This is a genomic window from Methylovirgula sp. 4M-Z18 (assembly GCF_037890675.1).
Classification (GTDB): Bacteria; Pseudomonadota; Alphaproteobacteria; order Rhizobiales; family Beijerinckiaceae; genus 4M-Z18.
The window spans coordinates 4,666,073-4,685,516 of sequence record NZ_CP149574.1 but is presented as its reverse complement, the minus strand read 5'-3'; the positions used below and the strand labels follow the sequence as shown (position 1 = coordinate 4,685,516).

General features: G+C 62.9%; 19 protein-coding genes. 13 read left to right on the top strand and 6 right to left on the bottom strand.

Annotated elements, in window-relative coordinates; genetic code table 11:
* Positions 1-63: 63 nt before the first annotated feature.
* On the top strand, positions 64-981 hold the full coding sequence (locus V9T28_RS21680) for a LysR substrate-binding domain-containing protein (RefSeq protein ID WP_116401195.1): 918 nt from the start codon (positions 64-66) through the stop codon (positions 979-981).
* 17 nt (positions 982-998) lie between these two features.
* Here the strand turns inward: V9T28_RS21680 and V9T28_RS21675 are convergent, their stop codons facing one another.
* Positions 999-2,195: a penicillin-binding protein activator gene (locus V9T28_RS21675; RefSeq protein WP_245424118.1), complete on the bottom strand. Its 1,197-nt coding sequence runs from the start codon at positions 2,193-2,195 to the stop codon at positions 999-1,001.
* 218 nt (positions 2,196-2,413) lie between these two features.
* On the opposite strand from V9T28_RS21675, the gene rsmI reads away from it, so the two are divergent.
* The 4 genes from rsmI (at position 2,414) to V9T28_RS21655 (ending at position 6,083) form a co-directional block, all read left to right on the top strand.
* Complete coding sequence (rsmI, locus tag V9T28_RS21670; RefSeq protein WP_116401193.1) at positions 2,414-3,337, top strand: 16S rRNA (cytidine(1402)-2'-O)-methyltransferase; 924 nt, start codon at positions 2,414-2,416, stop codon at positions 3,335-3,337.
* Positions 3,300-3,725, top strand: a complete 426-nt coding sequence (locus tag V9T28_RS21665) for a YraN family protein (protein ID WP_245424117.1) — start codon at positions 3,300-3,302, stop codon at positions 3,723-3,725. Before rsmI ends, V9T28_RS21665 begins: the two co-directional genes overlap by 38 nt.
* Before the next feature lie 72 nt (positions 3,726-3,797).
* A complete protein-coding gene (gene gshB, locus V9T28_RS21660; protein WP_116401192.1) occupies positions 3,798-4,739 on the top strand; it encodes a glutathione synthase in 942 nt (313 codons plus the stop codon).
* Between the two features lie 78 nt (positions 4,740-4,817).
* Positions 4,818-6,083 (top strand): SGNH/GDSL hydrolase family protein, encoded by a 1,266-nt coding sequence (locus tag V9T28_RS21655; protein WP_116401191.1) that lies wholly within the window; start codon positions 4,818-4,820, stop codon positions 6,081-6,083.
* A 24-nt stretch (positions 6,084-6,107) separates the two neighbouring features.
* On the opposite strand, the gene V9T28_RS21650 is transcribed toward V9T28_RS21655, so the two are convergent.
* Positions 6,108-6,719, bottom strand: a complete 612-nt coding sequence (locus V9T28_RS21650) for a glutathione S-transferase family protein (RefSeq protein ID WP_116401190.1) — start codon at positions 6,717-6,719, stop codon at positions 6,108-6,110.
* A 343-nt stretch (positions 6,720-7,062) separates the two neighbouring features.
* Here V9T28_RS21650 and V9T28_RS21645 point away from each other — a divergent pair, with 343 nt between their 5' ends.
* Positions 7,063-8,364, top strand: coding sequence for a DEAD/DEAH box helicase (locus tag V9T28_RS21645; protein ID WP_116401189.1), 1,302 nt, complete (start codon positions 7,063-7,065; stop codon positions 8,362-8,364).
* 100 nt (positions 8,365-8,464) lie between these two features.
* Here V9T28_RS21645 and V9T28_RS21640 read toward each other — a convergent pair whose 3' ends face one another.
* Both V9T28_RS21640 and V9T28_RS21635 read right to left on the bottom strand, forming a co-directional pair.
* A complete protein-coding gene (locus V9T28_RS21640; protein ID WP_116401188.1) occupies positions 8,465-9,154 on the bottom strand; it encodes an alpha/beta hydrolase in 690 nt (229 codons plus the stop codon).
* 12 nt (positions 9,155-9,166) lie between these two features.
* Complete coding sequence (locus V9T28_RS21635) at positions 9,167-9,787, bottom strand: LysE/ArgO family amino acid transporter (protein ID WP_116401372.1); 621 nt, start codon at positions 9,785-9,787, stop codon at positions 9,167-9,169.
* 152 nt (positions 9,788-9,939) lie between these two features.
* Between V9T28_RS21635 and lptM the strand changes: the two genes are divergently transcribed.
* The 5 genes from lptM (at position 9,940) to V9T28_RS21610 (ending at position 14,525) form a co-directional block, all read left to right on the top strand.
* The gene (gene lptM / locus V9T28_RS21630) at positions 9,940-10,155 is read left to right on the top strand and encodes an LPS translocon maturation chaperone LptM (protein WP_158554809.1); all 216 of its coding nucleotides are present in this window, start codon (positions 9,940-9,942) and stop codon (positions 10,153-10,155) included.
* A 9-nt stretch (positions 10,156-10,164) separates the two neighbouring features.
* Positions 10,165-11,448: a diaminopimelate decarboxylase gene (gene lysA, locus V9T28_RS21625; protein ID WP_116401186.1), complete on the top strand. Its 1,284-nt coding sequence runs from the start codon at positions 10,165-10,167 to the stop codon at positions 11,446-11,448.
* Positions 11,445-12,959 (top strand): threonine ammonia-lyase, biosynthetic, encoded by a 1,515-nt coding sequence (gene ilvA, locus V9T28_RS21620; RefSeq protein ID WP_245424116.1) that lies wholly within the window; start codon positions 11,445-11,447, stop codon positions 12,957-12,959. The genes lysA and ilvA overlap by 4 nt, the downstream gene beginning before the upstream one ends.
* Before the next feature lie 121 nt (positions 12,960-13,080).
* Entirely contained in the window at positions 13,081-13,440 is a 360-nt protein-coding gene (locus V9T28_RS21615; protein ID WP_116401184.1) for an endonuclease domain-containing protein, read from the top strand.
* A gap of 125 nt (positions 13,441-13,565) precedes the next feature.
* Positions 13,566-14,525, top strand: coding sequence for a C45 family autoproteolytic acyltransferase/hydolase (locus tag V9T28_RS21610; RefSeq protein ID WP_116401183.1), 960 nt, complete (start codon positions 13,566-13,568; stop codon positions 14,523-14,525).
* Positions 14,526-14,578: 53 nt separating this feature from the next.
* Here the strand turns inward: V9T28_RS21610 and purC are convergent, their stop codons facing one another.
* A complete protein-coding gene (gene purC / locus V9T28_RS21605) occupies positions 14,579-15,373 on the bottom strand; it encodes a phosphoribosylaminoimidazolesuccinocarboxamide synthase (protein WP_116401182.1) in 795 nt (264 codons plus the stop codon).
* Positions 15,374-15,697: 324 nt separating this feature from the next.
* Between purC and V9T28_RS21600 the strand changes: the two genes are divergently transcribed.
* Both V9T28_RS21600 and V9T28_RS21595 read left to right on the top strand, forming a co-directional pair.
* Positions 15,698-16,021, top strand: a complete 324-nt coding sequence (locus V9T28_RS21600) for a DUF1476 domain-containing protein (RefSeq protein WP_116401181.1) — start codon at positions 15,698-15,700, stop codon at positions 16,019-16,021.
* Between the two features lie 245 nt (positions 16,022-16,266).
* Positions 16,267-17,127 (top strand): lytic transglycosylase domain-containing protein, encoded by an 861-nt coding sequence (locus V9T28_RS21595; protein ID WP_116401180.1) that lies wholly within the window; start codon positions 16,267-16,269, stop codon positions 17,125-17,127.
* A gap of 8 nt (positions 17,128-17,135) precedes the next feature.
* On the opposite strand, the gene V9T28_RS21590 is transcribed toward V9T28_RS21595, so the two are convergent.
* Positions 17,136-19,058 (bottom strand): mechanosensitive ion channel family protein, encoded by a 1,923-nt coding sequence (locus V9T28_RS21590; protein ID WP_116401179.1) that lies wholly within the window; start codon positions 19,056-19,058, stop codon positions 17,136-17,138.
* Positions 19,059-19,444: the final 386 nt, after the last annotated feature.

Genomic DNA, 19,444 nt, shown 5'->3' with positions numbered 1-19,444 from the left:
CGGCGCATGAGACGCCGGCATGAGCTGATTGACAATCGAACAATTCGGCATTCATCTGTGCGTATGGATCACAGCTTGACCGCCCTGCCGCCGCTCGAAACCCTGCGCGCCTTCGAGGCGGCCGCGTGCGCCGGCAGCTTTTCCGGCGCGGCGGAGGTGTTGCACCTCACTCATGGCGCGGTCAGCCGTCAGGTGATGAAGCTGGAACATTGGCTCGGCCAAAGGCTGTTCGAGCGCCAGGCCCGCGGGGTGACGCTGACGCCGGAAGGTCAAAGGCTGCTGCTACGCACCCGCGAGGCGTTCGCGATGATCGCCGATACCAGCGACCGCTGGCAGGATCCGCGCGGCGCGGCGGTGGTCCGGATCAGCTCGCCGCCCTCGATCTGCGGCCTCTGGCTGCTGCCGCGGCTGACGCAACTCGAAGACGGCGCGCCGAAGCTGCGCGTCCTCCTGATGGTCGATCATCGGCAATTGGATTTGGGCAATGAAGGCATCGATCTCGCTATCCGCTGCGGGCGCGGGACGGTGCCGGACCGGCAATCCGTGCGGCTGTTCGAGGAGCATTGTTTCCCGATCGCCGCGCCGCATTTGGCCGCCGCAATAGGCACGGGCGATCCGGCCCGGTTGCTGAATTGGCCGCTCATCCACGATTCCGACGCCTCCGGCTGGCGCTCTTGGTTTGCCGCGCAGGGGCTCGATTACAAACCGCGCCCGCAGGACCGGCGGTTCGAGGATTACAATCTCGTGCTCGACGCGGCGGCTTGCGGGCTCGGATTGGCGCTCGCCCGCCCGCCATTGGCCGCGGCGCAGGTTGCGGCGGGGCGCGTGGTGCAAGTCGATCCGCGCACGGCTCTCAATCCAGTGTCATACTGGCTCGACCGGCCGGTCGGCGCCATGCGCGACGCGGCCGTGCAGCTTGCCAGGCGCATCGGCAGCGAAGCCGGCCTCGCTCCCGAAAGTCTCAGCACTTTTATGGCGTGAGGACCGCCGTATCAGCTTCACGTCACCGGCAACGACCGTGGCGCCGCGTCCAAGATCGATTTCGATCCGTTGCCGATCTGATAGACGGCGAGCGCGCGCTCCACCTGCCCGTTGGTGCGGAAGCGGAAGAAGCCGTCCACATTGGTGAAGCCCTTGGAATCGGTCAGCACAGCATCCGTATAGGGATTGGCGCTTTGGACGCGCGGCAAAGCGGCGGCGAGCGAGGTCGCGTCATAGGCAAGCGACGCCAGACGGTGCGGCTCACTATTATATTTGGCGCGGTAGCGTTGGGCGAAATTGCGGAAGCCGGCATCGTCCGGCGCGGCAAACCAGGCGCCCTGCAGGGCCGGCAGCGCCATCGTGCGCGGATCTTCCCAGGCGTCGGTGCCAAGCAGTTGGATCTTGCGCCCGTCGAGCCCATTGGCCGTCAAGGCTGTCGCCATCGCGCCCATACCGTTGGCATCGTCGGCGATGAAAATCCCGTCGATCTGCTGCGCCACCGTGGCGACGCGCTTGACCGCGTCACCCGGCTTGCCGGCCGGATAGCGCTCCACCGATTGCACGCGCACGCCGATGTCGCCGGCATGGGATTGGAATGCGGCAAAGGCCGCCAGACTTGCCGGCGACGCCCCCGCATCGGGCGCGAGGACAGCGAAGGATTTCTTGCCGCGGCTCGCGGCAAAATCGAGGACGCGGTTCACCTTGCCATCGATCGGGAAGGACAGGAGATAAGTGCCCGGCGCGGCGACTGTCGGATCGGTCGAAAACGCGATGACCGATTTGCCTGCCCCGTGCGCGACGCTCGAGACCTCACGCACATTGGCGGCGAACAGCGGGCCGATGAACAATTGCGCGCCGTCGTTCAGCGCCTCTTGCGCGGCCTGGCGGGCGCCGTCCGGGCTGGAGCGATCGTCCTTCACCAGGATGGTCAATTCGGAACTGCCCGAATCGCTCAACGCCAGTTCGGCGGCATTGCGCATGGAAACGCCGATCTGGCTGGCACCGGATTGCGAGGTCAGCGGCAGGATCAGCGCCACGTGGATGGGTCCGTTGCCGATATTGCCGCCTGAGGGCGCGTTCTGCGCGGGTGTTGCCGGCGCGGGCGGTTCGCTTTCGCCGAATGGCACTCCCAATTGGCCGCAGGCGCTGAGCGATGTCGTCACGAGGGCGAGGCCGCCCAGGCGCAAAAATTCCTTACGGGTGAGGATAGTCACTGAAACCCTCCGGTCCACAATCCGCGTTAACCACCTATTCACGCTGATCCTGACCCGAAAACCTTCACGAATGTTGAATCTGCGCCTGGCGGCGGAAAGGAGTCGGAACGCGCCTGACACATATCTTTGCCGATGCTCCGGCGATAAGATAGATGTAAGTTGACATGTTCTATAAAAAGAACATTAATACCTTTATAACGAACTTCAGGCCTGTGCCAATGACCGAGACCTATCCCGCCCATCCTGTGCCGAGCGCCAAAACCGGCGGCAGCTTCACCGCCTTCGGCCTGCGCGCGGAAGCCGAGCCGCTGGCCAAGGGCCTGCATGTGGTTGCGACGCCGATCGGCAATTTGGGCGATATCTCCTTCCGCGCGCTTGCGACTTTGGCGGCGGCCGAAGCGGTCATCGCCGAAGATACCCGCGTCACCAAGACCTTGCTCGCCCATTATGGCATCGCGACGCCGCTCGTCGCCTATCACGAACACAATGCGGCGACGATGCGTCCGCACCTCATCGCCCGGCTCAAGAGCGGCGCGACATTGGCGCTCGTCTCAGACGCGGGTACGCCGCTCGTCTCCGATCCCGGCTTCAAACTGGTGGCCGACGCGCTCGAGGAAGGGATCGCCGTGACCTCCGTGCCCGGCGCCTCCGCGGTGCTCGCGGCGCTGGTGGTCGCCGGCCTGCCGACCGATCGCTTCTTTTTCGAAGGCTTCCTGCCCGGAAAAAGCGCGGCGCGGCGGGCGCGGATCGCGCAATTGCAGCCGATTCCCGGCACTTTGGTATTTTTCGAATCGCCGCGCCGGCTGGCCGAAACCTTGGCCGATCTCGCGGCGGTGCTCGGCAATCGCGACGCGGCGATTGCGCGCGAACTGACCAAGCATTTCGAGCAGGTGCGGCGCGGCCCGCTGCAGCATCTCGCCGAGGCGCTGGCCGACGAGCCGCCGCCGAAGGGCGAGATCGTGCTGCTCGTCGGCCCGCCCGGCGCGGAACTGGCCTCGGCCGACACGCTGGACGAGCGGCTGCAGGACGCGCTCAAAGTGCATTCGGTGAAGGATGCCGCTTCGGTGGTTGCGGGCGAAACCGGCCTGCCGCGGCGCCAGGTCTATGCCCGCGCCATCGAGCTTGCCGCCCGGTCCGATTGACATGCGTGGCGCCGAGGATCGCACGGCCAAGAAAAGGCGGGCGCGCCATTTTGGCCTGGAGGCGGAATGGTTCGCGGCTTTGTGGCTGCGCGGCAAATTCTACCGCATTCTGGCGCGCAATGTCGTCGTTCCCGGCGGCGAGATCGATCTTGTCGCCAAGCGCGGCGCAACGGTGATCTTCGTCGAGGTCAAGGCGCGGCCGCAGCTCGAAGACGCACAAAGCGCGATCACGCCCACCAAACAAAGAGCGATGCGCCACGCCATCCGCCTCTGGCTGAGCCGCAATCCTTGGGCCTCGTCCTGCACCTTGCGGGCGGATGCGATCTATCTCGCCAAAGGCCGGCTGCCGCAGCATGTCGAGCACATATTCGAATTGCCTGATATTTGAACTTCGGCCGTGTGACTGGCCAGACGGCACTAAGCTCCCATATGATACCGCACCGAAGCTTGAGGATGACAAATGCCGTTAAAAGTCGCCGTCCAGATGGACCCGATTGAGAAAATCAATATTGCCGGGGATTCGACTTTCGCGCTGATGCTGGAGGCGCAAGCGCGCGGCCACCAATTGTTCTATTATACGCCCGACACATTGTCGCAGCGCGGCACCGATGTCAGCGCCCGCGTGCAGCCGGTAAAGGTGCGCGACATCAAGGGCGATCATTTCACGCTCGGCGAGGCAAAGCTGGCGAATCTTGCCGACATGGATGTGGTGCTGCTGCGGCAGGATCCGCCCTTCGACATGCATTACATCACGACGACCCATCTGCTCGAGCAGATTCATCCCAAAACGCTGGTGGTGAACGATCCGGCCTCGGTCCGCAACGCGCCGGAAAAGATCCTGGTGCTGAATTATCCGCAGCTCATGCCGCCGACGCTCGTCTCGCGCGACCGCGCGACGATCGAAGCGTTCCGCGAGGAGCATGGCGACGTGGTCATGAAGCCGCTGTACGGCAATGGCGGCGCGGCCGTGTTCAAGGTGGCGCGGCGAGATGTGAATTTCGGCTCGCTGTTCGATCTTTTCTCCGTCACCTTCCGCGAGCCGTGGATGATCCAGCGGTTTCTGCCCGAGGTGAAGCACGGCGACAAGCGCATCATTCTGGTCGATGGCGTCGCGCTGGGCGCGGTGAACCGCCTGCCCCAGGGCGACGACATTCGCTCCAATATGGTGCGCGGGGGCGCTGCCGCCTCGACGGACTTGAGCCCGCGCGAACAGGAAATTTGCGCGGCCATCGGGCCGGACTTGAAAAAGCGCGGCCTGATTTTCGTCGGCATCGATGTCATCGACGGCCTGCTGACCGAGATCAACGTCACCTCGCCGACCGGCATCCGCGCCATCAAGCGCCTCGGCGGTCCCGATCTCGCGGTGAGCATCTGGGAGGCGATCGAAGCGAGACGCGCCTGAGGTCGGTCCATTAACCGACGGCGCAGAGGGCGCTTGCCTCCTTATTCCTGTCCACTTTGTCATGCGCTATAAAGGCGCATGAGATTTTTGCTGCCGCTTCTTGGCGTCTTGAGCCTCGCCATACTCTTCCTGTGCTGGCCGCCGATGGCGCCGGTCCGGGCGGAGGGCGACAACGGCGGTGCGCGTAATTTCTGGTTTCAGGAACAGCAGCGCCAGAGCCAACAGCCCAAACCCCGCGTGCCGCAATCGAAACTCACCCGCCCGGCGGTGACGCAACCGCGATACGCGCCCGACACGCCGGCGCAACCGAAAGTCGAGCCGACGTTCTTCGTCGATGTGTTCGGCGACTCGCTCGCCTATTTCGCGCAGCAGGGACTGCAGGACTCGCTGAGCGACCGGCCGGAAGTCGCGGTACAAAACAAGGCGCGCGAATCCTCGGGCCTCGTGCGCGATGATTTTTACGACTGGCCGAAATCGATCCGCGATCTGCTCGCCGGATCCGACAAGATCACCTATGCGGTGATCATGATCGGCCTCAACGACCATCAGCCGCTCAAGGATGCGAGCGGCACCTATGATCCGCTGACGCCGCAATGGCGCGAGATCTATGTGAAACGTGCCGAAGACATTGCGCAGCAGTTTCACGACAAGAAAATTCCGCTGATCTGGGTTGGCCTGCCGATCATGAGCAGCGACAAATTATCAGCCGATGCGGTGGCGATGAACGAAATCTTCAAGGGCGCGGCGGAAAAGAATGGCGCGGCCTATGTCGATATCTGGAACGCCTTTGCCGATGATTCTGGCCATTACAGCGCCAATGGGCCGGATGTGAACGGCCAGCCGGCGAAATTGCGCACCAACGACGGGATCCATTTCACCAAGGCCGGGGCGTTGAAGCTCGCGAGCTTCATCGATCACGATATCCGCAACGCCGTCGACGAGGCGCGCAAGGCAGCTCAGCCCGATCTGGTGAGCGCGCCGGGCTTGCCGCAAAGCTCGACGCAGCAGCCGGTGGAGACGGTTTCGCAGCCCGCTCCCGCTCCGCTCGACAGCCAGCCGGCCGCCCCTGTGGGCACCGAAGTCAAACCTCTGTCGCCGGAAGAGATCTTGAAGACGCTGCCGCTGCCGCCCGCCGCCGATGTGGTGCTGCCGCAAAAGCCGGCAGCCGGTCCGGTGCTCGCGCTCACCGCCGCGCCGCTCGCCCTGGATGGGACGCTGGCCCAGCACCAGCGCGCATCCGCGCCCAATGGCGCCAACCGGTTGACCACCCGCGTGCTGGTGGACGGCCGGCCGCTCGACCCGAAGCCCGGCCGCGCCGACGATTTCGCTTGGCCACAGCCGTAAAGCTACAGGTGCGGGAAGCCCGGCTTATTCCAGTGGCGTCTCGACGAATTCCGGCAATTGCTCCACCCGACCCGCATAGGCCGCGAGCCCGGCATAGGAGGTGACCCGCACCAGATCCGGCACGATATATTGTACGAAGCGCCACGCCACCGCGACGGTAACGTCCGCTTGGCACATGTGCGGTGTCACGAGCCACGGATTGGCGTGGGATGCCGCCTTTTCCAGGAGCTCCATCGCGGCGTGCAACTGCCCGGTCACGCGGGCGACCCAGGGTTCGTAGTGGAACTCTTTCGGCCGCTTGCGCTCGTATTCGATCTGGATCGACTTTTCGCAAGCCGCGAGGCCAAGCCCGATCAAGGCAAGCGCCCGCCGCCGGGCGGCAAGGTCTTTTGGCATCAGGCTGCGCTCCGGGTCGGCGAGCGCCTCGAGATAATCGAGAATCAGCGCGGATTCCATGAGCGTGGTGCCGTCGTCGCACACGAGCGTCGGCGCCTTGATCACCGGATTGATGGCGCGGAACTCGTCCATCTGGCGAAACACCGATATTTGCTGGTGCTCATGTGCAATGCCCATCAGCCGCAGGGAAATCGCGACCCGCCGCACATAAGGCGAATCCATCATGCCAATGAGTTGCATCCCACTCTCCCGAAACTTTTGATAGCCCGATTTGTTTCCCTTTTACGGTGTCCGTCAAGGCGGGCGCGCGCGGAGGACCCCTGCAAACCATGCGGCGTCCCTTTACCGTTTACAGATTGACTTATTGGGCCAAATCCGCCATATGCTGCGCTGCAACGTCAGCCATTCCTTCCAAGACGTGCGTGAGCGGAGCTTTTTTGAGCCTCGTCCGTCTCCCGGCTGACACTTTCGGCTGCCTATGTCACGCGGGGCCGTCTTCACCTCAAGCCGGATCGACCGGACAGTGCCCCTATCCCGGCGCTGCATGCCCCGTTTGTCTCGCATACGTTTGAAAGATCATCACTTGTCGCATTTCCAAGACCTCGGTCTCGTCGCCCCCCTTCTCAAGGCGCTGAGTGCCGAAGGCTATACCAACCCCACCCCGATTCAGGCCCAGGCGATCCCCTTCGTCCTGGCCGGCCATGACCTGCTCGGCATCGCCCAGACCGGCACCGGCAAGACGGCCGCATTCGCCCTGCCGATCCTGAATCATCTCGCCAAGACCCCGAAGCAGCGCGCGCCGCGCACGGCCCGGGTGCTGGTGCTCTCGCCAACCCGCGAACTTGCGAGCCAGATCCTCGACTCGTTCCGCGCCTATGGCCGCAACCTGAAGCTCGACTCAACGGTGATTTTCGGCGGCGTGCCGATCAGCCGGCAGGTGCGCGCCGCGCAAAACGGCCATGACATCGTCGTCGCCACGCCGGGCCGCCTGGTCGATCTCGTCAGCCAGCGGGCACTGTCCTTGAGCAATGTCGAAATCCTGGTTCTCGACGAAGCTGACCAGATGCTCGACATGGGCTTTATTCGCGACATCAAGAGGCTTGTCGCACTATTGCCGAAGCAGCGGCAGAACCTGTTCTTCTCGGCGACCATGCCGAAGGAGATCGCCGAACTCGCCAACGAACTCCTGCGCAATCCGCAGCAGGTTGCGGTGACGCCCGTCGCGACGACCGCCGAGCGCGTCGACCAGCAGGTGATTTTCTGCGACCAGCCGAAAAAGCAGGCGCTGCTGCATAAGCTCTTGGAAGACAAATCCATCGCCCGGGCGCTAGTCTTTGCCCGCACCAAACATGGTGCCGACAAGATCGTCCGCCATCTCGGCGCCGCCGGTTTCATCGCCGACGCCATTCACGGCAACAAGTCGCAAGGCCAGCGCGAGCGCGCGCTCGCGGCTTTCCGCAACGGCAAATCGCGCCTTCTGGTCGCGACCGATATTGCGGCACGCGGCATCGATGTCGACGGCGTGACTCACGTGATCAATTACGACCTGCCCAACGTGCCGGAGAGCTATGTGCACCGGATCGGCCGCACCGCGCGCGCCGGCGCCGCGGGCATCGCGATCTCATTCTGCGGCCACGACGAGCGTGCCTATTTGCGCGATATCGAGCGCACGACCCGGCAGCGCGTGCCGGCGGTCGACAATCCGCTCGGTTCAGAGGCCGGCGCATCGCTCGGCCAGGAAACCGAGCAGGCTCCCCGTCCGCAAGGCCAGCGCCCGTTCGGCGGGCACAAGGCCGGCGGCAAGCCGGGCCAGCAGCAGCGGCGGCGCTTCCACGGCGGCAAGCCGCGCAACGCCGGCGAGCGCCGCGCGTCAAACGGACAATAAGCCGTTCTCCCTTCTCCCCGCTCACAAACCGGGTTTACCCGGTTTGTGCATTCTTGATGCTGAACTCGGCAACAGCCGAGTTCAGTTCGGGGAGAAGGAATCACCGTGCCTTAAGCTGCACCTTCACGCCGAATCTTTGCGCGATGAACAGGCCGCCGTGCACCAATCCGCCTTGATCGATGCCATGGCCGATGCCGAGCGATAGATGCCATTCGCACGGGATATCGGCCTTGCCCAGCGCGTCGGCGGAGAGAAACAGATTGTCGACGGTCAGCACCTCGTCCATGTCGCCATGCACTAGCAGCACTGGCGGCGGCGCGCCCTTGCTGTTGCGCGCCTTTGCCTCGCTCAGGTGCTCGGGGCCAACGAGCTGGCCGGAATAGCCGACGATCGCGGCGGGGGCGATGTTCCGGCGCAGGCCGGTGTGCAGCGCCATCATCGTGCCCTGGCTGAAGCCGACGAGGCACAGATCGGCGTCGGTGAGATTCTGCTTTGCAAGTTCGGCATTGAGAAACGCGTCCAGCGTCGGCCGGGCCTGCGTGACACCGCGCCAGCGCTCGTCCGCGTCGCGGAAGGTGAGCGCGAACCATTGCCGCCCGCCGCCGCCCATGCCGCAGGGCTCGGGCGCATGCGGCGCGACGAAGGCGGCATCCGGCAAAAGCCCCTGCCATTGCCGGCCGATATCGATGAGATCGTCGCCACTGGCGCCGTAGCCGTGCAGAAAAACCACGAGCTGTTTGGCCTTGCCCGATCTTGCGGGCAGCCTTGGGCCGGAGAGTGTGGGTGCCATGGGAAAAACTCCTTAACCGCGAAGATGCAGCGCCAGCCCGAGCGCGATGGAGAACATCACCAAGGCAATGATGAGATCTAATATGCGCCAGGCAAGCGGCGATTGAAACAAAGGCGTCAGCAGCCGCGCTCCATAGGCCAGGCCGAAGAACCACAGGAATGACGCACTCATCGCGCCAAGCGCGAAAGCGACGTGCTCATGAATCGGGAAGCGCGCCGAAATCGACCCGAGCAGCACGACCGTGTCGAGATAGACATGCGGATTGGCGAAGGTCAGCAGCAGCGTCATCAGGATGGTGGCGCCGAGCGGGCCGGACTCACCGCCCGCCGCCCGCAGCGATTCGGTGTGCCGGGCGCGCTGCAGCGCCTTGAACCCGTAGAAGGCGAGAAAGGCGATGCCGAACAGCGTGACATAGAACAGCACGTCCGGATTTTTCTCGACCAAAGTGCCAAGGCCGCCGACGCCGGCGGCGATCAGCACGGCATCCGAGAGCGAGCAAAGCAGCGCGACCGGAAACACATGCTGGCGCAGCAATCCTTGGCGCAGCACGAAGGCATTTTGCGCGCCGATAGCGACAATGAAGCTCGCCCCGAGCAGAAAGCCGGTGGACGCGGCGGAAAACGAGAAATTCATGGGAAAAGGCGGGCGGGACGAAGCATGGCCAGCCGAATAGCATTGATCGGGGGATTCGAACAGCTTGAAAGGAGCGCGAGCTTCCCAATACCCGCCTCGCTTTTTTCCGCCCATCGGCTATATAGGGACGCGAAATTTCTTGGAGTTTGCTTGTGAACCGTCCCTTTCGCGTTCTTCCCATTCTGGCGCTCGTTGCGCTCGTCGGTCTGTCCGGCTGCGGCCGCAAGGGGCCGCTCGCACCCCCGCCGCCGCCCGACGCGGAGCAGAAGGTCGACGCCAACGGCAAGCCGGTGAAACAGAAGCAGAGCCGCAAAAAAGTGCCAATCGTGCCGCCGAAAATCGATACGCCCGCCGACTGGCTGCTTTAAGGTCTAACAATGCATCATTTTTCTTACGTGAACGGCGTGCTCCACGCCGAGGATGTCGATGTGCGGGACATCGCCCGCGCCGTCGGCACGCCTTTCTATTGCTATTCCACCGCGACACTCGAGCGCCATTACCGCGTCTTCGCCGAGGCTTTCGCCGGCACCGATGCGCTGATCTGCTATGCGATGAAGGCCAATTCCAACCAGGCCGTGCTCGCCACCTATGCCCGCCTCGGCGCCGGCGTCGATGTGGTGTCGGAGGGCGAATTGCGCCGCGCCCGCGCGGCCGGCATTCCGGGCTCCCGCATCACGTTTTCGGGCGTCGGCAAGACGGCGCACGAAATCGCTTACGCGCTCGACGAGCGCATCCGCTGCTTCAATGTGGAATCCGAGCCCGAATTGCACGAACTGTCGCGCATCGCGAGCGAGAAGGGCGTGACCGCGCATATTGCCTTGCGCGTCAATCCGGATGTCGATGCCAAGACCCATGCCAAGATCTCGACCGGCAAGTCGGAGAACAAATTCGGCGTGCCGATCTCGACCGCACGCGCGGTCTATGCCGAGGCCGCGAAACTGCCCGGCATCAAGGTCAGCGGAATCGACATGCATATCGGCTCGCAGATCACCAATCTCGAGCCGTTCGACGCGGCCTTCGCACTGCTCGCCGATTTCGTCCGGCAATTGCGCGCCGACGGCCATACGATCGAGCATATCGATCTTGGCGGCGGCCTCGGCATTCCGTATCGGGCGGATCACGATCCCGACACCTATCACCCCGCTATTTACGCGCATATCGTCAAGCGCCATACCCATAATCTGGGTTGCTCGCTGGTGTTCGAGCCGGGCCGCTTGCTCGTCGGCAATGCCGGCATTCTGGTGACGCAGGTGATTTACGTGAAGCACGGCGACGGGCGCAATTTCGTCGTCGCCGACGCCGCGATGAACGATCTCATCCGCCCGACTCTGTACGAAGCGCATCACGAAATCCTGCCCGTTCTGCAGGCGCCGCAAAACGGCGCGACCCTGCATGCCGACGTGGTCGGCCCCGTGTGCGAGACCGGCGATTATCTTGCGCTCGACCGCGACCTGCCGCGGGTGAAGGCTGGCGATCTTCTCGCAATCATGTCGGCGGGCGCCTATGGCGCGGTGCAATCGGGCACCTATAATTCGCGCCTGCTCGTGCCGGAAGTTCTGGTCAAGGGCAGAAATTTTGCGGTTGTGCGGCCGCGCCCGACCTACGACGATCTGATCGGGCTCGATCGCCTGCCACCCTGGCTGAGCCAAGTAAGCCCGTGACCGATTACATCAAGAAAATCCTCGAGGCGCGTGTCTATGACGTTGCGGTGCAATCGCCGCTCGACAAGATGGTGCGGCTGAGCCAAAGGCTCGATTGCTCCGTCCTGCTGAAGCGCGAGGATTTGCAGCCGATCTTTTCGTTCAAGATTCGCGGCGCGTACAATCGCATCGCGCGCCTTTCGCTTGACGCGCGCAAGCGCGGCGTGATCTGCGCGTCGGCCGGCAATCACGCGCAGGGCGTTGCTTTGTCGGCGCATCGCTTGGGCATCGTCGCGACGATCGTGATGCCAGTCACGACGCCGCCCATCAAGATCGATGCGGTGCGCTATTGGGGCGGCAAGGTCGTACTGCACGGCGATACGTTCGACGAGGCCTATGCGCACGCGCGCGCGCTGGAATCGCAAGAAGACCTGACCTTCGTGCATCCTTATGACGATCCGGATGTGATTGCGGGACAGGGCACGGTGGGCATGGAAATCCTGCACCAGCATCCCGAGCCGATTGAGGCCGTCTTCGTACCGATCGGCGGCGGCGGTCTCGCTGCTGGCGTTTCAGCCTACATCAAATACCTGCGGCCCGAGACGAAGGTGATCGGCGTCGAGCCGGTCGATGCCGCCTCGATGACCGCGGCGCTGCACGCGCAGGAGCGCGTCATTCTCAACCGCGTCGGCCTGTTCGCCGATGGCGTTGCGGTGCGCCAGGCAGGCGCCGAGACGTATCGCCTCTGCAAAGATCTGCTCGACGGCACGATCACCGCCGACACCGACGAAATGTGCGCGGCGATCAAAGACATTTTCGAAGACATGCGCGTGATCGCGGAGCCTGCCGGAGCTTTGGCGCTCGCTGGCCTCAAGACCTATGCCGCGCAAAACCCCACGCGCGCAGGCGCTTTGATCGCGATCAATTCCGGCGCCAACATGAATTTCGACCGGCTGCGCCACGTGGCCGAGCGCGCCGAAGTCGGCGAGGAGCGCGAGATTCTGCTCGGCGTCACGATCCCGGAAGAGATCGGCTCCTACCGCCGCTTCATCCAGGTGCTCGGCAATCAGACAGTGACGGAATTCAATTACCGTTACGCCACGGGCCAGGAAGCCAATGTATTCGTCGGCATTCGCCTGCGCGATGCGCGCACCGAGAAGGCGCAGATTTTAGCGCAGCTCACGGCGCTCCGCTACAAAGTGGTCGACATGAGCGCGAACGAGTCGGCCAAGTTGCACGTGCGCTACATGGTCGGCGGCCGCGCGCCCGATCTGCAGGACGAAGTGCTCTTGCGTTTCGAGTTTCCCGAACGCCCCGGCGCGCTGATGAAATTCCTCGACGGCGTCGGCGGCGATTGGAGCATCACGCTCTTCCACTACCGCAACCACGGCGCGGACTACGGCCGCGTGCTCGCCGGTCTGCAAGTGCCGCTGGCCGAGCGGGAACGGTTCTTCGAAAAGCTTGCGCTGCTTGGCTATCCGTATGAGGATGAGACGGATAACCCTGCCTATCAGATGTTTTTGAGCAGGTGACGGGCGTCCCTTCTCCCATAGGGAGAAGGTGGCACGCGAAGCGTGACGGATGAGGGGTCACAAGCTTTAGTATGAAGCAAAATTCTTGCAAATTCTCCGATTTGCAAGAAACTCAGGTTGCATGACCTCCAAACACATCGAGATTGCTCGTAAACTCCGCGCCGAGCAAACGTCCACGGAGGAACTGCTGTGGCTCTGTCTACGCGCGCGTCGACTGGGCGGGTTAAAATTCCGGCGGCAATTTCCTATCGCCGGATTTGTTGCCGACTTTTGCTGTCCCGCACTACGGCTCACAATTGAACTTGATGGAAAGCATCACGCTGAAGAGATCGAGAAAGATCTTAAACGGCGAAGGGTGATCGAATCTCACGGTTATCTCGAATTGCGATTTACAAATGATGACATCAAGGAGCGGCTGGACTGGGTGACGCAGGAGATCCTTCGCGCGGCGGATACCGCGAGAAATCGAGATGCTGTATAGTTAGTGGCTAGGGACAAAACGTGCGCCCCCTCATCCGTCACGCTTCGCGTGCCACCTTCTCCCTCTGGGAGAAGGGACGCGCGGCAAGAGATGAGCACCCGGCCGGAGCAAGCCTACGAACTGACATGTTGAAAACCTTTGTCGCCGCCATCGAGGATCAGCCTGGGGCTGAATGGCTTTCCCGCTTTCAGGCGGGACGGCACGAAGCTGCGCATTGGTATACGGGCGGCCACGCGGCGCTGATCACGCCAAAAGAATGCCGCGATGCCTTGCGCGCCCATATGCCGGAACTTCTGCCGCGCTACGATCATGCCTGCGATCTCGTTGGCGATGACGATCTCGCCCATTGCATCATCAGCCATTACCGGCCGGCGCCGATGCGGCACGGCTGCAGCCAGGCGGTGTGGCTCGGGCGCGAGGGGCCGGCGCTGATCCGCAATTTCGATTATCCGCTGCCGGTGATTTCCGACCGGATCGAGATGACGCGCTGGTTCGGCAACGCGGTGATCTGCAAGGCGCAGCGGCCATGGGGCGGCTGTCTCGACGGTATGAACGCGCATGGGCTCGTCGGCAGCATCACCATGGGCGGCAACCTCACCCGCGGCCTCGGCTTTTCGGTTCTGCTCATGCTGCGCTACGTGCTGGAGACGTGCCGCAATGTGGAGGAGGCGACGAAAGCCCTAATCCGCATTCCCATCGCCCAGGCGCAGAACGTGACCTTGCTCGATCGCTCGGGCCTCTATTGCACCCTGTTCCTCGGCCCGCGCCGCGACCCCGCGATCACGCTCGACCGCGTCTGCACGAACCATCAGGAGGGGCCGGGGCGCGGCTCGTCCGCGCTGCGCAAGGATCGTTTGCTGCACGCCCTGGCCGCCCCGGCGCAAACGCTCGACGGTTTCTGCCAGGTGTTTTTGCAGCCGCCGCTCCACGCGCGCAAATCAAGCTTCACCACCGCCTACACGGCGGTCTATCGCCCTGGCGAAGGCCGGGTCGATTTCATCTGGCCGGAAAAGCGCTGGAGCCAGAGTTTCGCCGCGTTCACGCCGGGTGAATACCGGCACGATTACGGCGAGCTCGCAAAATAAAACCCCGGCAGCGTCTCCGCTCCGGGGTTTTGTCACTCATCTCGCAGCCAATCTCACTGCACCAGTTTCGGCCCCGTTCCGCGCGGCGGCTCGCCTTCTTGCATGATGCCGAGGCGGCGGGCGACTTCGGCGTAGGCCTCCACCAATCCGCCCATGTCGCGGCGGAAGCGGTCCTTGTCGAGCTTGTCGTTCGACTTGATGTCCCACAGCCGGCAGGAATCGGGCGAGATCTCGTCCGCCACGATGATGCGCATCATGTCGCCCTCGAATAGGCGGCCGCATTCCATCTTGAAATCGACGAGACGGATGCCGACGCCGAGGAACAGGCCGGAGAGGAAGTCGTTGACGCGGATGGCGAGCGCCATGATGTCGTCGATCTCCTGCGGGCTGGCCCAGCCGAAGGCGGTGATATGCTCTTCCGACACCATCGGGTCGTTGAGCGCATCGTTCTTGTAATAGAATTCGATGATCGAGCGGGGCAGTTGCGAGCCTTCCTCGATGCCGAGGCGGGTGGCGAGCGACCCGGCTGCGACGTTACGTACCACCACTTCGAGCGGGATGATCTCGACCTCGCGAATCAATTGCTCGCGCATGTTGATCCTGCGGATGAAATGGGTCGGTACGCCGATGGAATTCAACTGGTTGAAGATGAATTCCGAGATGCGGTTGTTCAAAACTCCTTTGCCGTCAATGACTTCATGCTTCTTGGCGTTGAACGCGGTGGCGTCGTCCTTGAAGTGCTGGATGAGGGTGCCTGGTTCGGGGCCCTCATAGAGGACTTTGGCCTTGCCTTCATAGATGCGGCGGCGGCGGGTCATTGTCGAATACCGTGGTTTGAGGAAGTCCATGGGGATGGCAAATCTCTGTTTCTGTTGGCGTTTCTGCCCGTGAAAGGTCAGGAGCCTTGAAAAGGCGCATTCCCGTGTTGTGCAACGGCGGGACCTTGGGGGCGCGACTGCGTCAAGGCCCCACACGTTGCGCCCGACCCTAGCGGATTGCGCCGCGCTGCACAATGCAAAGCGCGGATTTCTCCGCATTTTTGGGGAAGGCCGGTCGGAATTTTGCCCGGTTTGCCAGGAAATTTAGGGCTGCTCCGGTTCAGAATCCACAGCGCAAACGTATCTTTGCTGCTATGATGGGCTGGCTCGCAGGGTTTAGGAGGGAAAGCGGTTATGACCACGTTCGATCAGCGTGAAAAAGCCTTCGAAGACAAGTTCGTTCACGATGACCATATGCTTTTCATGGCCAAGGCGCGCAGTCTGAGAGCCTTGGGTCTTTGGGCCGCCAAGAAGCTCGGCAAGGACCCCGAAGAGGCGGTGACCTATGCCGAGGCTCTCGTGCAGCTCGACATCGATAAGCCTGGCCAGAATGCGGTTTTTTCGCGGATCCGGCAGGATTTCGACGCGGCAAGATTGACCGACACGGACGCATCGATCCATAAGCAAATGGAAGATCTCCTGGCGCAAAGCGTTGAAAACTTGCGCAAAAACGGATGATGCCGGCCGGCTTGCCGAAGGTTTGACGCCCGACTGGGCAGGTTTGCGGCGCGCTGCCTACAAATTGCCACGACTTTAAGACATAGAGCCCGGTCGGCTTTTCACGCCGGCCGGGCATTTTTACATCAAAGATGCCTCTTGAACGAGAGCTGGACGCCTTTGGCGCGTCGGCCTTGACCTGTTCCCGATGGGAACGGCGGCACAGCTCGGACCTCTGAAGGTCCAAGATTTGAAAGGTTGATTTGATGAAATTCCGGCTCGTTCTTGCCGGGCTTCTGGCGATCGGTACCGGCGATTTGGCTGCCGCCGCCACCAAGGAAGTCAAGGCGAAACATCTGCGTCATACCGCCAAGGCGAAACCGGCGGTCAAGAAGGGAAAACCGGAACAGCAACCCGCGCCGGGCGAGGCAACCGGCGAGGCCGCAAATACCGACGCCCGCCAGGCGACGACCAGCGACACGCAGGCCCCGGCTCCGGCCGGCTCCGGCCGGCATGACGGGGAACGCTTGACAGAGCCCGTTCAAGACACATCCGCCGCACCGGCCGATGGCGCGCAGCAGGCGGCTGCGGATCAGCCCGACGAGCAAGCCGCCCCCGCCCCGGCCGTCAAAGCCAAGCAGCATCGCCTTGACCGACATCATCGCATCGCCAACGATGGGCAAGACACGAGCGTCGCGACCGAGGCATCCGCTGCCGATCTGGACAACGCGGATCTCAAGAAAGTCGTGCATGAGACCGACGCCAATCTCGATGCCGTGATCGCGCGCTATGCCGCCCGCTACGAAGTGCCGGAGAGCCTGGTGCGCCGGGTGGTGCGGCGCGAAAGCCAGTTTCACCCGAATTTGCGTCATGGGCCCTATTGGGGCCTGATGCAGATCCGCCCCGATACGGCGCGCGGCATGGGCTATCGCGGCAACCCGACTGGCCTGCTCAATGCGTCGACCAATCTGAACTACGCCGTGCCCTATCTCGCCAATGCGTGGCGGCTATCCAACGGCAGCGAAGCCCGCGCCGTCCAGCTTTATGCCGGCGGCTATTATTACGTCGCCAAGCGCCGCGGCATGCTCGATCAGATGATCAAGAGTGCGTCGGCGCCGAGCGAGTGAGATTTGTCTTATCCGATCGAGCCACCCTCGTCGGACACGCTGCGCACGCCAGCCTCCGCCCATGATTGGGCGGACGACAGCGCTTCCGCCTTCACCACCAATTCGTTCACCGCAAAGCGGATGCCCTGCGCCGTGAAGGCATCATAGAGGCGTTTGATCGCCTCGCGCTGGCAATAGGAAGCCCGCAGCGGCAGGCAGGTGAATTTGAACCGCACCAGCAGCGCATTTTCCAAGACGTCGGCGACGCCCTGCAATTTCAGCGGCCCGAGAAACTCGCGGCCAAGCTCGGGATCTTCCTGCAGGAGCAGGCCGACGCGCTTGGCCGCCTTGCGCACTTTTTCGATATCGCTGTCGCGGGCGAGGCGCAGGTTGAATTTGATCGTGGTCCAGTCGCGGCTGAAATTGGTGACCGTGCTCAATTGGCCATAGGGCACCGTATGCACCTGGCCGTTCTGATGCCGCAAGCGCATGGAGCGCAGCGAGATCCGCTCGACGGTTCCCTTCTGTTTGCCGGTATCGATATATTCGCCGACACGGAACGCATCGTCGAAAATGTAGAAGAGGCCCGAAACGATATCGCGCACCAAGGCCTGCGAGCCGAAACTGATCGCAAGGCCGAAGATGCCGGCGCCCGCCAGAATAGGGCCGATATTGACGCCGTAGTCGGAGAGGCCGGCCAGCACCGCGAGGCCGAAGAAAAGCGTCAGCAGGATACGCGACATCAGCGGCAAAAGCGTTGCGAGGCGCGAGCCGGTGGCGATTTCGTTGTCGGTGTCATTGAGGCCGGGGATGGCAACGACTCGTTCGGGTCCAAATGTGATGCGCGACCACATGCGCAAGAAGACGAACAAAAAATATCCCGCGAGCGCAATGACGAGTGCCATCACGATCGCGCGGCGTGCGCTCGGCCATTGTTCGGCCGTCGTCAGATGCATCACATCGACGAGCCACAGACGATCGATGAGCGTAATGCCGATCGCCACATAGACCGCAAACAGACAATGCTGCACGGCATTCAGCACGATCTGCGAAACCGGCGTGTCCATCCGTGCGATGGCGCCTTGATTGGGCTCCGCCGCAAGCCGATCCGGCGGAATGGCCCGCGCGGCGAATACGCCCAAGCGGTGCAGCACGAGGCAGATCCAGATCAGCGCGATCGTGTCGCTCACGGCGTCATAGGTGGAAAAATCGAGCTCGACGAGTGAGAAGGTCCACAACAGCCAATAGGCGATGCCCGCCAAGATGCCGCCGGCCAGAAGCCACCGGCGGCCAGCCCCGACATGGGCGGTCAGATTGGCGAGCGCCCATATCCCGAGGCCGGAGGCGATGCCGGAATCGAGAAAGGCGAGGCCGCGCGCCGGGTCGAGCGGCAAGTCATTGTCGAGCAGCACCGGCACGATCGTTACAAAGGTCAGGATGAGGGCGAAGGCCAGAGCCGCAGGACGCAGCACGCGGCGCGCATCGCCGATGTTCAGCGCCGCGCCCGGATACGCGGGCAGCAGGAATATTTCGAGACCGAAGATGGCGGCACGCAAACGGACGACGAGCCACAGGACGGCAATGCAGAAATGCTCGAAGGCCCCCTCCTCGCGAAAGAGGACGGCGGCGGCGAGCGTCGCGATCAGCGCCGCGCCGCCAAGATCGATGCCGGCGTTCAACAGCATGTAGCCGAGCGTTTGCGGTTGCGCCTTTCCGCCGATCGGCCGCCACCGCACCCAAAGGCCGGGCGCAATCATCAAGATCGTGCATAAGGCCAGCAGGCCGAAGAGTTCAGCGCTATTCGCCTGCGCGGACCACATTTTCGCGAAAGTCTGGGCGATATCTGCGGGGCTGCGGGGCGCCGCCATGATGATCGTCCAGAGCGTGCGGAAGAAGGCTTCCAGGCCTTGCACGAAATGCGCGAAACCGGCGCCGGTCGGGTCGTCAAGCACGGTTGGACTCCGAAGACCTAGGGTCGAAACTCAATCATGGATGGTGTCTGGACGCGGCCAAATTGACCGAATGCCAGGAGATGGGCTGACGCGGGACGTCCGTCCCGCTAGGACCATCGACGCCGCAGTCGGTCAATTTGGCCGCGCCTCCGGTGAGGTGAAAAATGGTCATCTGCCACGTCGCAATGCTTGCCGGTACGGACGTACCGGCCGCGCAATGCTCCTCGCATTTGACCATTTTTGACCTCATCCAGACACCTTCCATGATTGAGTTTCGACCCTAGAGCCCTTCTCCCCGGTCACAAACCCGATATATCCGGTTTTGAATGGAGCGAGAAGGGTTCCGCGGCCGCCTTGCGAGCTCATCGGATATGAACGTGCTTCCT

Coding starts and splice junctions, on each gene's coding strand:
- V9T28_RS21680 (WP_116401195.1), top strand. CDS start 64: ATGGATCACAGCTTGACCGCCCTGCCGCCGCTCGAAACCCTGCGCGCC.
- rsmI (WP_116401193.1), top strand. CDS start 2,414: ATGACCGAGACCTATCCCGCCCATCCTGTGCCGAGCGCCAAAACCGGC.
- V9T28_RS21665 (WP_245424117.1), top strand. CDS start 3,300: ATGCCCGCGCCATCGAGCTTGCCGCCCGGTCCGATTGACATGCGTGGC.
- gshB (WP_116401192.1), top strand. CDS start 3,798: ATGCCGTTAAAAGTCGCCGTCCAGATGGACCCGATTGAGAAAATCAAT.
- V9T28_RS21655 (WP_116401191.1), top strand. CDS start 4,818: ATGAGATTTTTGCTGCCGCTTCTTGGCGTCTTGAGCCTCGCCATACTC.
- V9T28_RS21650 (WP_116401190.1), bottom strand. CDS start 6,719: ATGCAACTCATTGGCATGATGGATTCGCCTTATGTGCGGCGGGTCGCG.
- V9T28_RS21640 (WP_116401188.1), bottom strand. CDS start 9,154: ATGGCACCCACACTCTCCGGCCCAAGGCTGCCCGCAAGATCGGGCAAG.
- V9T28_RS21635 (WP_116401372.1), bottom strand. CDS start 9,787: ATGAATTTCTCGTTTTCCGCCGCGTCCACCGGCTTTCTGCTCGGGGCG.
- lysA (WP_116401186.1), top strand. CDS start 10,165: ATGCATCATTTTTCTTACGTGAACGGCGTGCTCCACGCCGAGGATGTC.
- V9T28_RS21615 (WP_116401184.1), top strand. CDS start 13,081: ATGACCTCCAAACACATCGAGATTGCTCGTAAACTCCGCGCCGAGCAA.
- V9T28_RS21610 (WP_116401183.1), top strand. CDS start 13,566: ATGTTGAAAACCTTTGTCGCCGCCATCGAGGATCAGCCTGGGGCTGAA.
- purC (WP_116401182.1), bottom strand. CDS start 15,373: ATGGACTTCCTCAAACCACGGTATTCGACAATGACCCGCCGCCGCCGC.
- V9T28_RS21600 (WP_116401181.1), top strand. CDS start 15,698: ATGACCACGTTCGATCAGCGTGAAAAAGCCTTCGAAGACAAGTTCGTT.
- V9T28_RS21595 (WP_116401180.1), top strand. CDS start 16,267: ATGAAATTCCGGCTCGTTCTTGCCGGGCTTCTGGCGATCGGTACCGGC.